At 40.5% G+C, this 16,489-nt stretch carries 13 protein-coding genes; 5 read left to right on the forward strand and 8 right to left on the reverse strand.

The window, feature by feature from the left end:
• Positions 1-205 precede the first annotated feature (205 nt).
• Positions 206-784 carry a thymidine kinase gene (locus PING_RS03605; RefSeq protein WP_011769097.1) on the reverse strand — a complete coding sequence of 193 codons (579 nt, stop codon included), beginning with the start codon at positions 782-784 and terminating at the stop codon, positions 206-208.
• Between the two features lie 228 nt (positions 785-1,012).
• Here PING_RS03605 and PING_RS03610 point away from each other — a divergent pair, with 228 nt between their 5' ends.
• Entirely contained in the window at positions 1,013-2,128 is a 1,116-nt protein-coding gene (locus PING_RS03610; protein ID WP_041765909.1) for a site-2 protease family protein, read from the forward strand.
• Between the two features lie 91 nt (positions 2,129-2,219).
• Here PING_RS03610 and PING_RS03615 read toward each other — a convergent pair whose 3' ends face one another.
• Positions 2,220-3,695, reverse strand: a complete 1,476-nt coding sequence (locus PING_RS03615; protein WP_011769099.1) for a di-heme oxidoreductase family protein — start codon at positions 3,693-3,695, stop codon at positions 2,220-2,222.
• Positions 3,696-3,762: 67 nt separating this feature from the next.
• Positions 3,763-5,052 (reverse strand): imelysin family protein, encoded by a 1,290-nt coding sequence (locus PING_RS03620; RefSeq protein WP_011769100.1) that lies wholly within the window; start codon positions 5,050-5,052, stop codon positions 3,763-3,765.
• 92 nt (positions 5,053-5,144) lie between these two features.
• On the opposite strand from PING_RS03620, the gene PING_RS03625 reads away from it, so the two are divergent.
• The gene (locus tag PING_RS03625) at positions 5,145-6,023 is read left to right on the forward strand and encodes a sterol desaturase family protein (protein ID WP_232279399.1); all 879 of its coding nucleotides are present in this window, start codon (positions 5,145-5,147) and stop codon (positions 6,021-6,023) included.
• Between the two features lie 269 nt (positions 6,024-6,292).
• Here PING_RS03625 and PING_RS03630 read toward each other — a convergent pair whose 3' ends face one another.
• Both PING_RS03630 and PING_RS03635 read right to left on the reverse strand, forming a co-directional pair.
• A complete protein-coding gene (locus tag PING_RS03630; protein ID WP_011769102.1) occupies positions 6,293-7,288 on the reverse strand; it encodes an OmpA family protein in 996 nt (331 codons plus the stop codon).
• A 283-nt stretch (positions 7,289-7,571) separates the two neighbouring features.
• Positions 7,572-9,401, reverse strand: coding sequence for an ABC transporter ATP-binding protein (locus PING_RS03635; protein ID WP_011769103.1), 1,830 nt, complete (start codon positions 9,399-9,401; stop codon positions 7,572-7,574).
• Between the two features lie 531 nt (positions 9,402-9,932).
• Here PING_RS03635 and PING_RS03640 point away from each other — a divergent pair.
• Positions 9,933-10,940, forward strand: a complete 1,008-nt coding sequence (locus tag PING_RS03640; RefSeq protein WP_011769104.1) for an adenosine deaminase — start codon at positions 9,933-9,935, stop codon at positions 10,938-10,940.
• A gap of 270 nt (positions 10,941-11,210) precedes the next feature.
• Positions 11,211-12,140 (forward strand): DUF368 domain-containing protein, encoded by a 930-nt coding sequence (locus PING_RS03645; protein ID WP_011769105.1) that lies wholly within the window; start codon positions 11,211-11,213, stop codon positions 12,138-12,140.
• 80 nt (positions 12,141-12,220) lie between these two features.
• On the opposite strand, the gene nhaD is transcribed toward PING_RS03645, so the two are convergent.
• A complete protein-coding gene (gene nhaD, locus PING_RS03650; RefSeq protein ID WP_011769106.1) occupies positions 12,221-13,648 on the reverse strand; it encodes a sodium:proton antiporter NhaD in 1,428 nt (475 codons plus the stop codon).
• A gap of 329 nt (positions 13,649-13,977) precedes the next feature.
• Between nhaD and PING_RS21750 the strand changes: the two genes are divergently transcribed.
• Positions 13,978-14,142, forward strand: a complete 165-nt coding sequence (locus tag PING_RS21750; protein ID WP_157035301.1) for a diguanylate cyclase domain-containing protein — start codon at positions 13,978-13,980, stop codon at positions 14,140-14,142.
• Positions 14,143-14,430: 288 nt separating this feature from the next.
• Here the strand turns inward: PING_RS21750 and PING_RS03655 are convergent, their stop codons facing one another.
• Complete coding sequence (locus PING_RS03655) at positions 14,431-15,024, reverse strand: CoA pyrophosphatase (protein WP_011769107.1); 594 nt, start codon at positions 15,022-15,024, stop codon at positions 14,431-14,433.
• A 179-nt stretch (positions 15,025-15,203) separates the two neighbouring features.
• The gene (gene cmoB / locus PING_RS03660; protein WP_011769108.1) at positions 15,204-16,190 is read right to left on the reverse strand and encodes a tRNA 5-methoxyuridine(34)/uridine 5-oxyacetic acid(34) synthase CmoB; all 987 of its coding nucleotides are present in this window, start codon (positions 16,188-16,190) and stop codon (positions 15,204-15,206) included.
• Positions 16,191-16,489 lie beyond the last annotated feature (299 nt).

Genomic DNA, 16,489 nt, shown 5'->3' on the forward strand with positions numbered 1-16,489 from the left:
AGCAGATCTTTTGTACTGTGGCAGATTTTTATATTGCCTGATCATGCAAGGATGGCGATTAGCCCATAAGATTATCTTAGTTGGCAATGAAAACAGACGCACATATTTTAAGTCTTTTATTAAGAGAGGCTCGCTGTTATCGGTTGAAGGATTCGTCCTAAATGATGAAGATAACCTGCTGGTATTTGGCTTAAATCAAAGAAATTTAATCCCATATAAAAATGCGAAAGTGTTTCCTGCAAACGGATTCATAGCTTTCATTACCGCCAATTTCAACCTGTGCTCCTTTGGTGATTGGCTTACCCTGTTTATCCAGTCGTAACACCATATTAGCTTTACGGCCACAGTGGCAGATGGTTTTTAACTCAACCAATTTATCAGCCCAAGCCAGCAGATAGTGGCTACCGGTAAATAATTCACCTTGAAAATCGGTTTTAATGCCGTAACACAAAATAGGAATTGATAACTTATCCACGATCCAGGTTAACTGTTTAACCTGCTCTTTAGTGAGAAATTGTGCTTCATCAATTAGAATACAATGCTGATGCTCTACCCGATGGGCGATCTCTATCATTTTTGCTAAATTATCCTCACCAGAAAACAGTTGTGCATCACACTCCAGCCCAATTCTCGAGGCGACTTTCCCCACGCCGGCGCGATTATCAATGCTGGGTGTCATGACCAAGCACTGCATGCCACGCTCCCGGTAGTTATAGGCGGATTGCAATAGAGAGGTTGATTTACCGGCATTCATGGTTGAGTGATAGAAATAGAGCTGCGCCACAGAGAGGTACCTTATTGGGAGAGAGAAATTGGGGGAGCTGATAATAACATTCTGTTAGTTAAATTGATTGTTTATTTCGCAGTGCTGATGGGCAATTAATAGTGTCTTTTTTCTAAGGGCTCTGCTTTTTTTGTTATTTATGAAGGTATTTTTTTACTAGGAGTAGCCCTTGTGTTGTTATTCAATGAAGGCATAATATGGCTATCTTCAACAAACGGGAAGCGCATAGTGGAATTGCTACAACTTGAACATTTTGGAAAAACATTAAGGCTCGAGGGCTCCCTTGCCGGGTGGCAAGAGCTGTATTGGGGGGATAATTTAGTCTCGCAGTTAAGTGCAACAGAAAATCTAGACGCAAAATCGAGTCATCATTTTGAGCTGCATAATAACGTGCCTCGGGCAGTCGAGCCTGAAGAGCAGGCGCAACCGGCAATGCAATGTCAGCTCGCTATTGATTTAACTTGGCAGCCCTTTACTATTGAGTATCAGTTAATGATAGATGGTCGTATCATTGATCAAGGCAGCCGTAACAGTAAAGATATCGAGCAGCAAGTCCCGATAAAAAAGCCGCAGATTAAAAAGAAATTTAGCACTGTGGGACTGCTCTCATTGGGTCTTAAATTATTTAAAAGTGCCAAATTATTTAAAGTGATCCTTGCTGGTGCGAGCTTGGCCGCCTATAGCTGGTTTTTCTCCTGGCAATTTGCGCTGTCATTAATCGCTTGCCTGGTTTTTCATGAGTACGGCCATATTCGTGCTATGCAGTATTTTTCTATGAAAACCAAGGGTATTTACCTGATCCCTTTTTTTGGGGGACTGGCTGTTAGCGATGATAAAATTAATACACGCTGGCAAAATGTGGTTATTTCCATTATGGGGCCAACCTTTGGTTTATTCCTGTCGATTGCCTGTCTGCTGCTTTATTGGTCTACCGATATTACTTTTTTTGCCGGACTGGCTGTTTTTAACAGTCTTTTAAATCTTTTTAACTTGCTGCCAATTTTACCGCTGGATGGTGGGCATATTCTAAAAAGTATTAGCTTTTCAATCAATAGTAAGCTTGGATTAGTTGCTTGTATGCTAGCCGCTGCGCTGGGTGTATTCATCAGCTATAGTTTAGGATTAGCCTTATTAGGCTTTTTGCTAATAATTGGCAGTGTCGAAATTATTATGGAGTGGCGTGGTCGTCATCAAAGTCATCTGCTTCCACTGGATCGTTACGGGCAAATTTTTTCAACAGTGTGGTATCTGTTAACCGTTGGCATTTTGGTGGCTATTATTATGTATTTTGCAGATTCGCCTGAAGAGATCCTGGCATTACCAATGAAGATCTTAGGGAGTTAGGAAGTTAGGAAGTCAGGAAGTTAGGTAGCTAGTAATTGTCATTGCGTGAAAGAGCCGATCTGCATTAAAACAGATCTGCTTTTTTATTTCCTTATAAGTCGTGCAAAAAAGCAAGCAGTGCCTGACGCTCGACCTTATCCAGTTTCAATAGGGCCAATTTACTTGTCTGCGCTTCACCACTGTGCCAGAGAACTGCTTCCAAAATGGTTCTGGCGCGACCATCATGTAAAAAAGTAGCTTTAGGATCAACTGTCTGTGCCAAACCAATTCCCCATAGAGGAGGGGTTCGCCATTCATTTGCCTGCGCTAAAAACTCAACCGGTATTTCACCGTCGACGGCATTACTGTGTTGATCAAAATCAGTTAACCCTGTCCCCATATCATGTAATAACAGATCGCTGTAGGGATAAATTTTTTGCTCGGAGAGTTCACTAAACTGCTCACTCTTTTGGGTTGTATAGCTTTCGCTATGGCATTGTCCACAACCTATTTTATTAAAAAGTTGTTTACCCTGTAAAACTTTTGGTGCATAGGCGTTGCGGCGTATCGGGACGGCGAGATGATGAGCATAAAAAGTGACCTTGTCGAGGATCCGCGTTGACACTTCAAATTCTTCCGGTGTATTGTTATGATGACTATTACCATTTTTTGCATTAAGACAATCGGATTGCGTGCTTAAACAGTTTTCATTGGTAGCTAAATCACTAGTAATCCCCATATCGCCTAAAAAAGCGCCTGCTGCCTGCTGCCTTAAGCTTGGCTGTCCCGCTTTCCAGCCAAAACGGCCTAAGGTGACACCCTGCGCCGCGATTGACCAAACTTGATTGGCTTTACCGGAGATACCATCTTGATTGGCATCATCAATATCCTGCCTGGCTAAAATATCTTGCTTATCAATCAGCGCCAGTAAACCCAGACCAATCATTGCGGGTGCAACGCGCGCAGAAAGAACAGTATCTTGCCCAATATCGCAGCTAATACCCTTAACATGCCAAATTGGACTGCGCAGCTCAATAGTTTTCCCATCGGCAAAATTAACCGTCTTATAACGATAACTCAGTTGTTGATTAGCTTCATTTGTAACACCAAACACAGCTTTGTGCTGCAGTTGTCCACCAATACAGGCATCACCAACATTCGCTTGCAATGATTGTTTGATACGTGCTGTTTGCGCTGTTGTTAGCTCACTCTTGGAGGCGCGAATTAACAGGGTAGAAAAATCATTCCCCAATTGCCCCTTTGCAGCTTCCGATGCATGTCCCCGGCCATCACGTACATGACAATTTTGACAGGCATTACTGTTAAAAAGGGGACCTAACCCATCTTGAGAGCTTACGGAACCAACACTTTGTGCCCAGGGCTCTTCAAAAAATTTATTGCCGCCGTTAAAGCTTAAAATATTTTTGGCTTTGGTCATATTCGCTGAATGCATTGAAAAGGCTGAGGCCATTTTGTTGTCCACGCTGGCTGTACCGCCCGCTAGATGCTGATTTTTATCCAGCGCTAAACTATTACAGGAAAGACAGGAAAGCAGCACTGATAAAGGAAAAATATTTTTGTTAATCATAAATAGAGCCGCTATTGTAAGAAAAATTGATAGGGTGGAATTTTTATATAAACTGTCTGCGGGCAGATTAGTCACCGTCACCGGAAATAATCAGAGCAGGTAGGGAGAATAATGCCTGCAGATCATTAAAGGCGAATTGTAAATCGACCAATTGATAGACAGCATTAAAGGCAGCGGTGCGTTGCGGAGCCGTTTCTGCTTGACCTATTATCTGGTCAAAACGAATTGGATTGTTAATACGCTCACCGGCATCAAAAACAATTTTCATGTTTTTTTCAATGTCATTGAATTGATCATCAAACTGCTTAAAAATAGCCGGGCTTTGCTGGTGGATATAATCACCCAGACTGGCACCGCTAACATATTGACCCATAGTATTTTGATAACCGCCGTAAAAGGCATTACGAATAGCTTGAAAATTATAATAAATAGCAAGATGGCTGAGATCGCTAAAGCAATCATGCTCCTGTTCGGGATCTAATCCGTCTAATCCTTCATTCATGCGTGCGGAAGCCAGTTCATCGGTTGCCATGCTTTTCATCGCAAATAAGATGTAACGAATCCCATCATCGGAAGCTAAAAAGTTATACGCCAGAGTGCCTTGTTGCCTGCTTGCCGTTGCACTCCACTGATCACGCATCTCTCTCAAATCCGCAACCAATAATTGGCTGGCGGCTTGTAAATAGGTACGTCTACGATCACAGTTATTGACGCTGCATTTACCGCTAAGATCGGTCTGAAAATCATTAACGTTACGTTGACCCGCGCCTGCGTTGGTACCATTAAGATCCTGTCCCCAAAGCAAAAATTCAATAGCATGAAAACCGGTTGTAACATTGGCTTCGCCTCCCATGCCATTTTGAGCAATTAAATAATCGGGGTTAATAGCAGGGCCGTTTTTTTTATTAATAATCCCTGCGTTAGCATTCCCTTGAACATAATCGATCGCCTGCTCGTCTAGCGGCCAGGCATTCACTTGTCCTTCCCACTGATCAACGCTTGCCGGTCCGCCATCTTTATCAAGTTCTGCAGTAATAGTAATATCGGTGTCCCAACGCATAATTTCTGTTTGCTGGTAGGGAATACGGGCTAATTTATAGGCGGCTTTGGCTTGTAGTAATTGCCCTTCACTTGGACTTGCCAGCAATTTTCCTATGTTATTTTGTAAGTATAAGGCACTGTTAAGTGAGTCTTCATAAGCTGCATAAGCCATTTTCACATAGTTGGCTTTAACCTCTGATTCACTAACCTGTGTCGAACTCGCGCTACGATGCTCGGCTTTATCTGCAAATGCAGCAAAGGCGGTTGAGCAGAAAAAGGTCAGTATGAGAGTGATGATTAGATTTTTTTTAAACATAAAGTTAATACCCTGTTGATTCAATTCCTAAATACGAATAGTATTGATTATCATTATCAAAAGCAAGTGCTTTATTTTTTGGGGAATAAGCTGTGTGGGAAGGGTTTGAGGGGGTAATGCAACCGCTATTTTTTATCTTAGATCCCAATAAAAGGGTTTACTGGCTATATCTGTTATCTGCTTTAATCTTGTCTATATGGCTTTACGGTGCATTAATTTTTAAAAAGCAGCACTGGATTAATAGCTCATCATTTGTGGATCTTGTGTGGATTTTTGTCAATCAAGGGGGGACAAAACTATTGCTCGTGCCGATGCTGGCGATGCAGATAAGTTGCATTTTATGGCTTAATCAAATAATTAAACAGCTTTTTGGAGAAGGGCATTGGTTTTATGTCAATGATAGTTATTTATCATTAGGTTTTGCATTTGCATTGTTTGTAAGTCACGATTTTTCCAAATATTTGCTCCATTTAGCGCTGCATAAAATGCCCTTTCTGTGGCGTTTTCATGCTGTACATCATAGTGCAACAAGCATGACACCCTTAACGCTATATCGTATTCATCCTGTTGAATTCACTATCAATGCACTGCGCGGTCTGATAGTGAACGTATTACTCAGTGTTTTTTTTATTTACCTGTTTAAAAATAAGATCACAGTGTTTGATCTGCTCGGGGTTAATCTATTTGTTTTTTTATTTGATGTCGCAGGAAGTAATTTACGTCATAGTCATATTTGGCTGGGGTTTGGCAAGTGGGAGCGATTTTTTATCAGCCCAGCCCAGCACCAAATTCATCACAGTGCTAAAATTAAGCACTTTAATCAAAATTTTGGGTCCACCTTAGCTATTTGGGATGCTTTGTTTAATAGTTTATTATTGAGTAAAAATGAGCAGGTTAAGGTTTTTGGTTTTGACCAAAAATTAAAAAACAGGCAAACATTAAAGCAACAGTGGTCGGGCATTGTGTACTAAAGTAGAAGGGTCATTATGTTGTATGATCATAACAACAAAATAATTTATCAATGTCGGAAAAGAACAAAAGTGCCACTGGACACTTTTGTTAAACTATATAGCATTCCGCATCATTATCAGATCAATTTCACGACTAAGATAAAAACGAAGATCGTTTCTTTGATTGGTAATAAGCCGCTGTTACTCAATCAAATACCTGACAATCATTTATTTTTACTGCGTAACATTAGCCTTTTTATTGATGCGAATTGCTACTTAAGTAAGTATATTTATTTTACAACGGTTAAGCCGGGTGTAAATACTGATACACGACGGTTTAACGCTCGTCCGTCTTTGGTTGCATTACTTGCTTTTGGCGCTAGTTCGCCGCGACCACTTTCCTTGATGCGGTTTTTAGCAATAGCAAAGTGAGTTGCTAAGTAATCAGCAACTAATGCTGCACGTCGCTCAGATAACTGTTGATTGTAAGACTCTGGGCCGGTGCTATCAGTATGACCAATGACGATTAACTCTGCTTCCGGGTATTTAATGAGCTGCTGTGCAATGGGTTTTAATTGGTCGATATATTTAGGTGCTAATTTAACACTATCAAACGCAAAGGGTATTTCAATGATCAGTGGCTCAATGTCAATTGTTTTTTGTGGCTCAGCAACCGCTGGTTCCATAGCTGTCATTGTTATTGGCGCAGGTGCACCCCAGCTATAAACTAGACTGACACCATAAAAATGCGTATTCCAGCTAGTATCGACCCCTGAATCTTTAAGATCTATATCATGATAGTATTGATACTCAAGGCGTGCAGAGACGTTTTTATTGAAAAAGTATTCTACACCAGCACCTGTAGTTGGAATCAGCCCTCTATCGTGAGAAGTGTTAAACTCACCTTTGCCATCAGCAAAGTAGTAAAATCCGCCGGCCTTAGCGAAAACATCAAGAGAATCTGTTGCTTGCCAAGTGAATTTACCAACAAGATCGATGCCTTGTTGTTCGACGGAGCGATTGTTTCCAAACTGAGCTTCACCAAGGTATGTGTAACCTGTTTCAACAGCCAACCATGGTTTGTAGTTATAACCTAGGAAAATACCGCCCGCAAGATCATTCTGATCTTGATTATCCGGTGTCCAGATGTTCTCCGCAAAATCACTATAGTGAGCGCCACCCAAGCGGGCACCGGTATACCAAGGGTTTTCAGTTGCTTCGGTTGCGGCAGTTGCTGCACCGGAGACCAGTAATGCCAATGGCAGTATGTAATTCATTTTAGACATAGTTATATCCTTTTAGTTATGTATAGTTTTTATCATTGCCTCTACAATGTGAGAAGCTTTTGTACTTTTGGTAAGTTAATTCTTTATTTTTTCCTACTCTTACCTATACAGTATATCTTGCGCTTTTATTATAACCGTTTGATAATAAATAAGTTGTTTTTAAGCAATATAATTTCAAATAGTCTACTCACTCAACATTAAAAACAGAGTGAATAAAACTTTTGGCACCGTCAGGGGTAATCTCAGCAAGCAAGAAAAAACACTTTTAGTGCTTATGCGATTATTAATCCATCCCTAAAAAGCCACCCGTTTGATGAGCCCAAAGCTGAGCATAAATACCTTTACCCTGAATAAGTTCGCTATGCGTACCCTGCTCAACTATTCTCCCTTCATCTAAGACAATTAACCTATCCATCGCGGCGATGGTTGATAGACGATGAGCAATAGCGATCACTGTTTTGTCCTGCATCAAGTTATACAAACTTTCATTAATTGCAGCTTCTACTTCTGAGTCCAGTGCCGATGTTGCCTCATCTAAAACCAGAATGGGTGCATCTTTAAGCAAAACGCGGGCAATAGCGATACGTTGGCGTTGTCCACCGGAAAGTTTTACGCCACGTTCACCGACTTGCGCATCATAACCTGTGTTGCCGGTATTATCGATTAAGCCCAAAATAAATTGATGGGCCTGTGCTTGTTGGGTGGCATTGATCATATCTTCTTCGGTCGCGTCTGGACGACCGTAAAGAATATTTTCACGAATCGAGCGGTGTAATAAGGAGGTATCTTGGGTGACCATGCCGATTTTAAAACGTAAACTTTCCTGCTGAACATCGTTAATATTCTGCCCGTCAATGATAATCCGGCCTTTCTCAACATCATAAAAACGCAGCAGTAAATTGACCAGGGTAGATTTCCCAGCACCGGAGCGGCCTACTAAACCAATTTTTTCGCCTGCTTTTATCTGTAGATTGAGATCAGTGAGAATGCCTTTTTCTTCGCCATAATGAAAACTGACATTATCAAAATATATTGCACCCTGATTCACCACCAGAGGTTTTGCCTCTTTTTTATCTTCTATAATATTGGGTTTTGCAAGCGTTGACATACCATCGGTAACAGTGCCGATATTCTCAAAGAGTGAACTTATTTCCCACATTATCCATTGCGACATACCATTTAAACGCAGGGCTAAGCTGATTGCGATTGCAATAGCGCCAATAGTGATGGCGCTTTGCATCCATAATCCGATCGCCAGTGCAGTGATAACAAAAGCTAAAATATAATTTGAAACTTGTACGCTGACATTAATGCAGGTGACTAAACGCATCTGCCGGTAAACGGTATTCAAAAAGCTTTTCATCCCCTGTTTTGCATAGGCGGACTCTGCATCCGTATGAGCAAAGAGCTTAACCGTTGATATATTGGTATAACTATCAACAATACGACCTGTCATAGTAGAGCGTGCATCGGCCTGTTCAGTGGCTATTTTTCTTAATTTAGGCAGAAAATGAGTTTGCAGCATGACATAAATAACTAACCAGATAAGCATTGGAATCGCCAGACGTATATCGGCTTTGGCAAGCATCACCACCATCGAGATAAAGTACACTGTGATATAAACCATTACATCGAGCAGCTTCATGACCGTTTCCCTAACGGCCAATGCGGTTTGCATTACCTTAGTGGCAATACGACCGGCAAAATCGTCCTGGTAAAATGAAATGCTTTGTTTGAGCAGATAACGATGCGCGAACCAACGAATAGACATTGGGTAGTTACCAAGTAAAACCTGATGCACAACTAATGAGTGGAACAGAATAAGTAACGGGATAATCACCAGTACCATAATTGACATGGCCAGTAATGTGTCGCTTTCGTCGCTTAATAAGGTTTCTGGATTTTTAGTGATTAACCAGTCAACGAGCTGCCCCATAAAACCAAATAATTGCACCTCAAGAATGGCTAACAAAGCGGTTAAAACTGTCATCAATACAAGTGGTATTTTATAACCATTTGTATAATAAAGACAAAAAGCCAGTAGTGTGTTTGGGGGTTGTTTGGGTTCCGCGTCATTCAATGCGGGGACTATTTTTTCGAAAAAGTTAAACATCTGGTTACCTTTTGGTTGCTCTATACCCTGCAGCTTAGTAATTTGTAAATTTTATATTTTATATTTTATAAATCAGAAAAACAGTAAGTGAAATGCGTGACGCTTGAGTTTACACTAAGTGCTCGATATAAATGTATGTTTTAGTCTTATCCATCGATTTTTTATAACATATTGTGCAAATGATGGCCCATGATTTGTGCGGGTAAATTTAAGGCTGCTCGCTTTGTAGAAAGACAAAAAACGCCTGTATTGGTGATTTTAACCGATAATATTAATCACTTTCCTATATTCAAATAAGTAAGTGGGAAAGGTATCAATAAAAACTATTTTTCTGCTGCTGATTAGAAGTGTTGTGCGACCGCTTACGGGCAAGAAAAACAACAATAAATTATTATTCCGCAGGGACAATCGAATGTTTCGCACCAAGCAAAATGCTGGAAGATGATTTATCAATAAAAGCTAAGCTACAACAAGAGTCAAAACTTAAAGCGTTAAGCTTATAATAATAAAAATGAGAAGGTGAACGTAAGTATGTCAGAAATAAATTTTGATTGGTTAAATGCATTACCAAAAGTTGAATTACACCTGCACTTAGAGGGCAGTTTAGAGCCAGAGTTAATGTTTACACTGGCAAAACGTAATAATGTGAAGATCCCTTTTACGTCCGTTGAGCAGATTAAAGAAGCCTACCAATTTAATAATCTGCAGGACTTTTTAGATATCTATTATCAAGGCGCAGACGTCTTGGTCGTTGAGCAGGATTTTTATGATTTAACCTGGGCTTATTTATTGAAATGTCAGCAACAAAATGTATTGCATGTTGAACCATTTTTTGATCCGCAAACCCATACGGCACGCGGTATTGATTTTTCAACCATTATCGATGGGATAAACCGTGCATTAGTTGATGGACGTGAAAAATTAGGTATCAGCAGTGAATTAATACTGTGTTTTTTACGTCATCTTAGCGAAGATGACGCCTTTATTACATTACAACAGGCCATCCCCCATTTAGATAAAATTAAGGCAGTTGGTTTAGACAGCTCGGAAAAAGGGCATCCGCCGGAAAAATTCAGTCGAGTATTTGCCAAAGCGCGGGAGCTGGGATTATTAACCGTGGCCCATGCGGGAGAGGAGGGGCCTGCTGAGTATATTTGGACTGCGCTTAATGATTTAAAAGTATCACGTGTTGATCATGGTGTCAGTGCCATTTTCGATAAGGCGCTGATGGAGTATTTAATTGCGGCACAGATGCCGCTAACGATTTGCCCGTTATCCAATACCAAGTTGAAAGTGTTTGCTGATATGTCTGAGCATACTATTTTACAAATGTTGGAACTGGGTGTTTGTGTGACGGTCAATTCTGATGATCCTGCCTATTTCGGCGGTTATATGACCGAAAACTTTGTTGTCTTGAGGGATTCATTAGCCATGACAAAAGCACAAGCAAAACGGCTAGTGAGCAATAGTATTAAGGGCAGTTTTACCTCGCTTGAATATAAAAACACAATGCAGCAACAACTTGCTGATTATCGTTAATTATTATGGACTAATGTTATTAGTCAGTTTTTAAGTTTTTACTGCTTTAATCAAGTAAGGCTCAATGCATTAAAAGCAAAGCCATTAAGCTATCTGATTATTATCTGGCAATCATAATTCATAAAATTTACTATTAACGGAGCCTGATAAAAGTTCTGTCATATCAGGCTATTTTATACCCAAACTAATTAAGATGCAGATACCTGCGTCTTAAAATAGTTTGGGTATATTGCTCTATTATCAGTCGTTTTTTAAACTAAGGTTTTGTAAATGAAACATTTTTTCGGTATTTTTTTACGTGGATTGGCAATGGGGGCTGCAGATGTTGTACCCGGTGTTTCCGGGGGAACCATTGCATTTATTACGGGTATTTACTCTGAGTTATTACATAGCCTCAGCCGTTTTAATCTGCAATTTATTACAATATTAAAAAATCAAGGGGTTAAAGCTGCATGGTTACATATTAACGGATATTTTTTACTGAGTCTGGGATTAGGAATTATTGTTAGTATCCTCTCTTTAGCCCGACTTGTTACTTATTTGTTGGCGTCTCACCCCTTATTAGTTTGGTCTTTTTTCTTTGGTCTTATTATCGCTTCTAGTATTTTTGTATTACGGCAAATGCGAGGTTGGAATGTTGGGGGCATCATATTGTTGGTGGCAGGCATTGCCTTGGCGGTTGCCATTGGGCAGCTGCGTCCTGCTGAGGTGGTGGCAAGTAATGCCTATATATTTATGGCTGGTGCGATTGCTATCTGCGCCATGATCCTGCCGGGAATTTCAGGCAGTTTTATTCTTTTGTTACTGGGTGTTTATGGCCATGTATTAGGCGCAATCAAAGCATTAGATCTAACTACTCTGGCGTTATTTGGCAGTGGTTGTGTGGTCGGTTTGTTGAGTTTTGTGAGGATTTTAACCTGGTTACTGGATCATTATCATCAACGTGTTATTGCGCTGTTAGCTGGATTTATTGCGGGATCTTTATATTTGGTGTGGCCGTGGAAAGCCGTTTTATCTGTGTATACCGACTCACATGGTATTGAAAAACCACTGACTCAAGCCAATGTTCTACCGGCTGATTTTGAGCTAATAACGGGTCACTCTGCACAGCTTTTACCTTGTATATTATTAATGATCTCAGGTTTGCTGGTGGTTTTTGCACTGGAAAAATTGGGCGAAAAAAACGTAAATAATCTTTAATCTGTCAATAATAGGAAGCTAAAAGGCGGCTAAATTTGACCGCCTTTTTATACTAAAGCGTAAAGTTTTTATTGATTGAGCTAAAAAAAATGTTGATTTAACCACAAGTGGCAGGCAATGCCAGCGACATAACCAAGCAAAATAACAGGTGACCAGCGTAAGTGTCCGACAAAGGTATAACTGCCGCGCGCATGTCCCATCAGTGCAACACCAGCTGCTGAGCCGATTGATAATAAACTGCCACCAATACCGGCTGTTAGTGTAACCAATAACCACTGGCCTAAGGCCATATCCGGTTGCATGGTTAAGACAGCAAACATAACTGGGATGTTGTCGATAACCGCACTCAATAATCCTACGGCAATATTGGCATAAGTCGGATCCCACTGGGTATAGAGAAGATTCGAGACCAGTTCAAGGTAACCTATATATCCCAGACCTCCGACACACATCACCACGCCATAAAAGAATAACAGTGTATCCCATTCGGCTTGAGCGATACGGTTAAATACATCAAAAGGCACAACATTACCCAGATAATTCAACCTTTGATCGTCGCCACTAGCAATAGCACAGGCTCTTTTTTTGGCAAGACTTGAGGCCAATGTTTGACGTAAAAAATAGCCGAAAAACTGCAAATACCCTAAGCCCATCATCATACCCAATACGGGCGGAAGACTAAATAAACTAAAGCTTGCGACAGCCGTTGAAATAGTAAATAAAAACAGTGCGATGATCCGTTTTGCGCCACGTTTTAATTCAACGCGCTCAGATATATCGCTGATGGGCCCCTTACCAATAAAAAATGACATGATTAATGCCGGGAGTATAAAACTGACCAGAGAGGGGATAAATAAGACTAAAAACTGATCAAATGCCACTAGTCCTTTTTGCCAAACCATCAATGTGGTTATATCACCAAAGGGGCTAAATGCCCCCCCCGCATTGGAAGCCACCACTATGTTGATACAAGCAAGGTTGATAAACTGTTTTTTTCCGGGGGCCACTTTGATAACCACGGCACACATCAGCAATGCGGTGGTTAAATTATCAGCAATAGGAGAAATGAAAAAGGCCAATAGGCCGGTAAGCCAGAATAAGCTGCGATAGGATAAACGCTTATGGACTATCCAGCTGCGCAAGGCATCAAATAAACGACGCTCTTCCATGGCGTTGATATAGGTCATAGCGACTAATAAAAACAGCAATAACTCGGAATATTCCAGAAGGTTATGACGAAAGGTCAGCTGCACTGTTTCAGCATCACCGGTACCATAAGCATGCCAGCCAATGGCCAGCCAAATTAAACCCGCGGCAACTAACACGGGTTTTGATTTTCGCAAGTGCAGGACCTCTTCGCTCGCCACTAACAAATAAGCGAGCACAAAAATGATCAGTGCAAACCAGGCAACGGGTGTACCGACCATAGATGTTGTTGCTTGGCTGGCCAGTGCGCCAAAACTTGATAGAGTTAAGATCAAAGTAAATAAGATTCTAAATTTCACCATACTCTTCCTGTCTGCAATGAGTTAATTTTTCATTTTTGAGGCGTCTGTACCTGCGGGGTTACAGTCTTGAACAGTCACTTTTCCTGTTAGAAATCATGGCACGACATCCCCAAAAATACTATGACAGGCACTTGATTTTTGGGTTTTTTAGAAAAAAATCCAAAGAGAAGAGTAAGCATAATACTGTCAATACTGTTTTTATGGTTGTAGGTAAATAGGATGCTAATAATGGTGCTTAATTAATACCCTTAAGCTTAATCGGAGGATCAAGTTATCCGGGAATTAGTTACTATTTTAAAAAAATATCCGCGCGTTGATACAGTAGGCCGATGGGGAAGGAAGAGTTTTTAATTATTTGCCCCGAAAATGACCTTAAAAGTGCAAAACAGCTCGCAGATAAAATCCGAGAAATAATTGAGCAGCACAACTTCCCTTCGTTTGGCTGTGTTACCTGTTCTTTTGGCATAAGTATTTTTCATTATGGAGACAGCTAGGACAGTATGATGGAACGCGCTGATAAAGCCCTCTATCGAGCCTAACTGTCTGCGGAAAACTATAGGATTGCGCTGCAAGCTAATACCTTCATCTAGGTATAGGGGAAATGGACAAGAACGTCTTTTTTCATTCGCAGTAATTACGATGACTCAATCAGAGGCTTTGCTACTTTGCATTTTCTTGATCTGTTTATTTTTTTGTAAATAAGCACTAAAGGCCAGCCGTAATTTTGGTGCGTATTGAGTCATTTTTTGTGAGTTTTATTTTTTAATTAAAGATTAAGGGGATTACTTGGCTAAATGCTCCTGTAGGTTTTTAAGAATTTGCGCTGTTGCTCCCCAAATTAATCTGTTTTGGTATGGAATACAATAAGTGAAGTGACGTTTTTTATGGGTAAATAAATGTTGTTTATAATAATTATTGACATCTAAGAGGTAAGAAAGGGGCACTTCAAAAACACTGCGTACCTCCTGCGGCTCAATTGCGATAGTATGCTCATTATCGATAAAACCGAGAAAAGGGCTAATCATAAATCCACTTCCTGTCGGTAGATTAGGCAATGAACCAAAGAGACTTACCTGGCGCTGTAAAATACCGATCTCTTCTTCTGTTTCGCGCAGGGCTGTTTGCTGTAAAGAATGATCCGATGGCTCATATCGGCCGCCAGGAAAACTAATTTGTCCAGGGTGGTGACGTAAATGTAAAGCCCGTTCAGTAAATATTAGGTTTAAGCCATTTTGGCGCTTTATCAAAGGTAACAAAACAGCGGCTTTTTTTAACCCTTGTTGGTTTAAATTAAGAGGGGACTTATGCGCGATCAGGTCAGAAACATTTTGTCTATTATGAAATAAAAAACGACTTAAAAAAATTTGTTTATTCATTCAAAAAAACCTAAAAAATATTGGGTGTATTAATCATAACAGCAAAGGAGTGCATGGCACAAAGTTGCTGGACGCGCGGCTTATTTTAGCAATAATGGTTTTAACACAGTCACTCATACATCACTGCGTCAGCCCTCACCCCTCCAGTTCAAAGCTTAATCACTATTAATTTTACCTGTTTAACTTAATGCTTTTATGGCTTTTTTAGCAATTAATAAGGCACGTTTTGGTGCCGGGTAACCTTCTACTGTTCTGCTGGGATCATTAGGATCTAAATAATCCTCCAGTGATTCATTGGTCATCCAGGCAGTACTGCGCTGCTCGCCAGTTAAGGTATCGTTAATATCGGCAATGCGCACATTTTCAAAACCGCACTTTTCAACCCATAGTTTTAACGCTTGTGCGCTGGGTAAAAACCAGATATTGCGCATTTTTGCATATCTGTCCTGAGGCACTAATACCGCATTTTCATCACCGCCAATGACGAGGGTTTCGAGTACCAGTTCGCCGCCTTCGACCAACTGATCCTGCAACTGGGTAATATGATCCATGGGCGATTTTCTGTGATATAAAACGCCCATTGAAAAGACCGTATCAAAAGCGCCTAACTTAGGCAGTTCCTGAATACCTAAAGGTAATAAATGTACATTTTGCTCTTTATTGGCAAAATGGCGCACAGCTTCAAACTGGCATAAAAACAGCTCACTGGGATCAATGCCAACAACAAATTCAGCACCTTCACCGCGCATACGCCACATATGATAACCGCTGCCACAACCCACATCTAAGACATAACGGTATTTAAGCGGGCTAATATGCGGCAGTAGCCGATCCCATTTCCAATCACTGCGCCATTCTGTATCAATATGTATTCCGTGAATGACAAAGGGGCCTTTGCGCCAGGGATGAAATTTTTGTAATAAATTTTCCAGTTTTTTGGTTTCACCCGGTGATAATTCAGTGGCAGATCCTATCTCAACACGATCTTTAAGCTCGATATGACTCGTTTTAATATCAGGAAACTTATTTAAGACCCTAATCCAACTGGCTAATTGGCCATGCACATGGGTATTTTCCCATTCATGTAACTGCATTGGCAGAGTCCGTAACCAATGGCTTAAACGGTTTTTAGCGATGCTGCTGTAGAAGTTTGTAAAGTCGATCATGGCGAACCTTGTGATAATTTTATGTGTATCTTCCCTTTTTGAAGGGTTATTTAATGCTGATTGTTAACCCCCGATTTAAAGGGTTATTTAATGCTGATTGTTAACCCCCGATTTAAAGGATTATTTGATGCTGATTGTTAACCCTCGATTTAAAGGGTTATTTAATGCTGATTATTAACCCTCGATTTAAAGAGTTATTTAATGCTGATTGTTAACCCCCGATTTAAAGGGTTATTTAATGCTGATTGTTAACCCCCGATTTAAAGGATTATTTAATGCTGATTGTTAACCCTCGATTT

The organism is Psychromonas ingrahamii 37, assembly GCF_000015285.1.
GTDB classification, from domain to species: Bacteria; Pseudomonadota; Gammaproteobacteria; order Enterobacterales; family Psychromonadaceae; genus Psychromonas; species Psychromonas ingrahamii.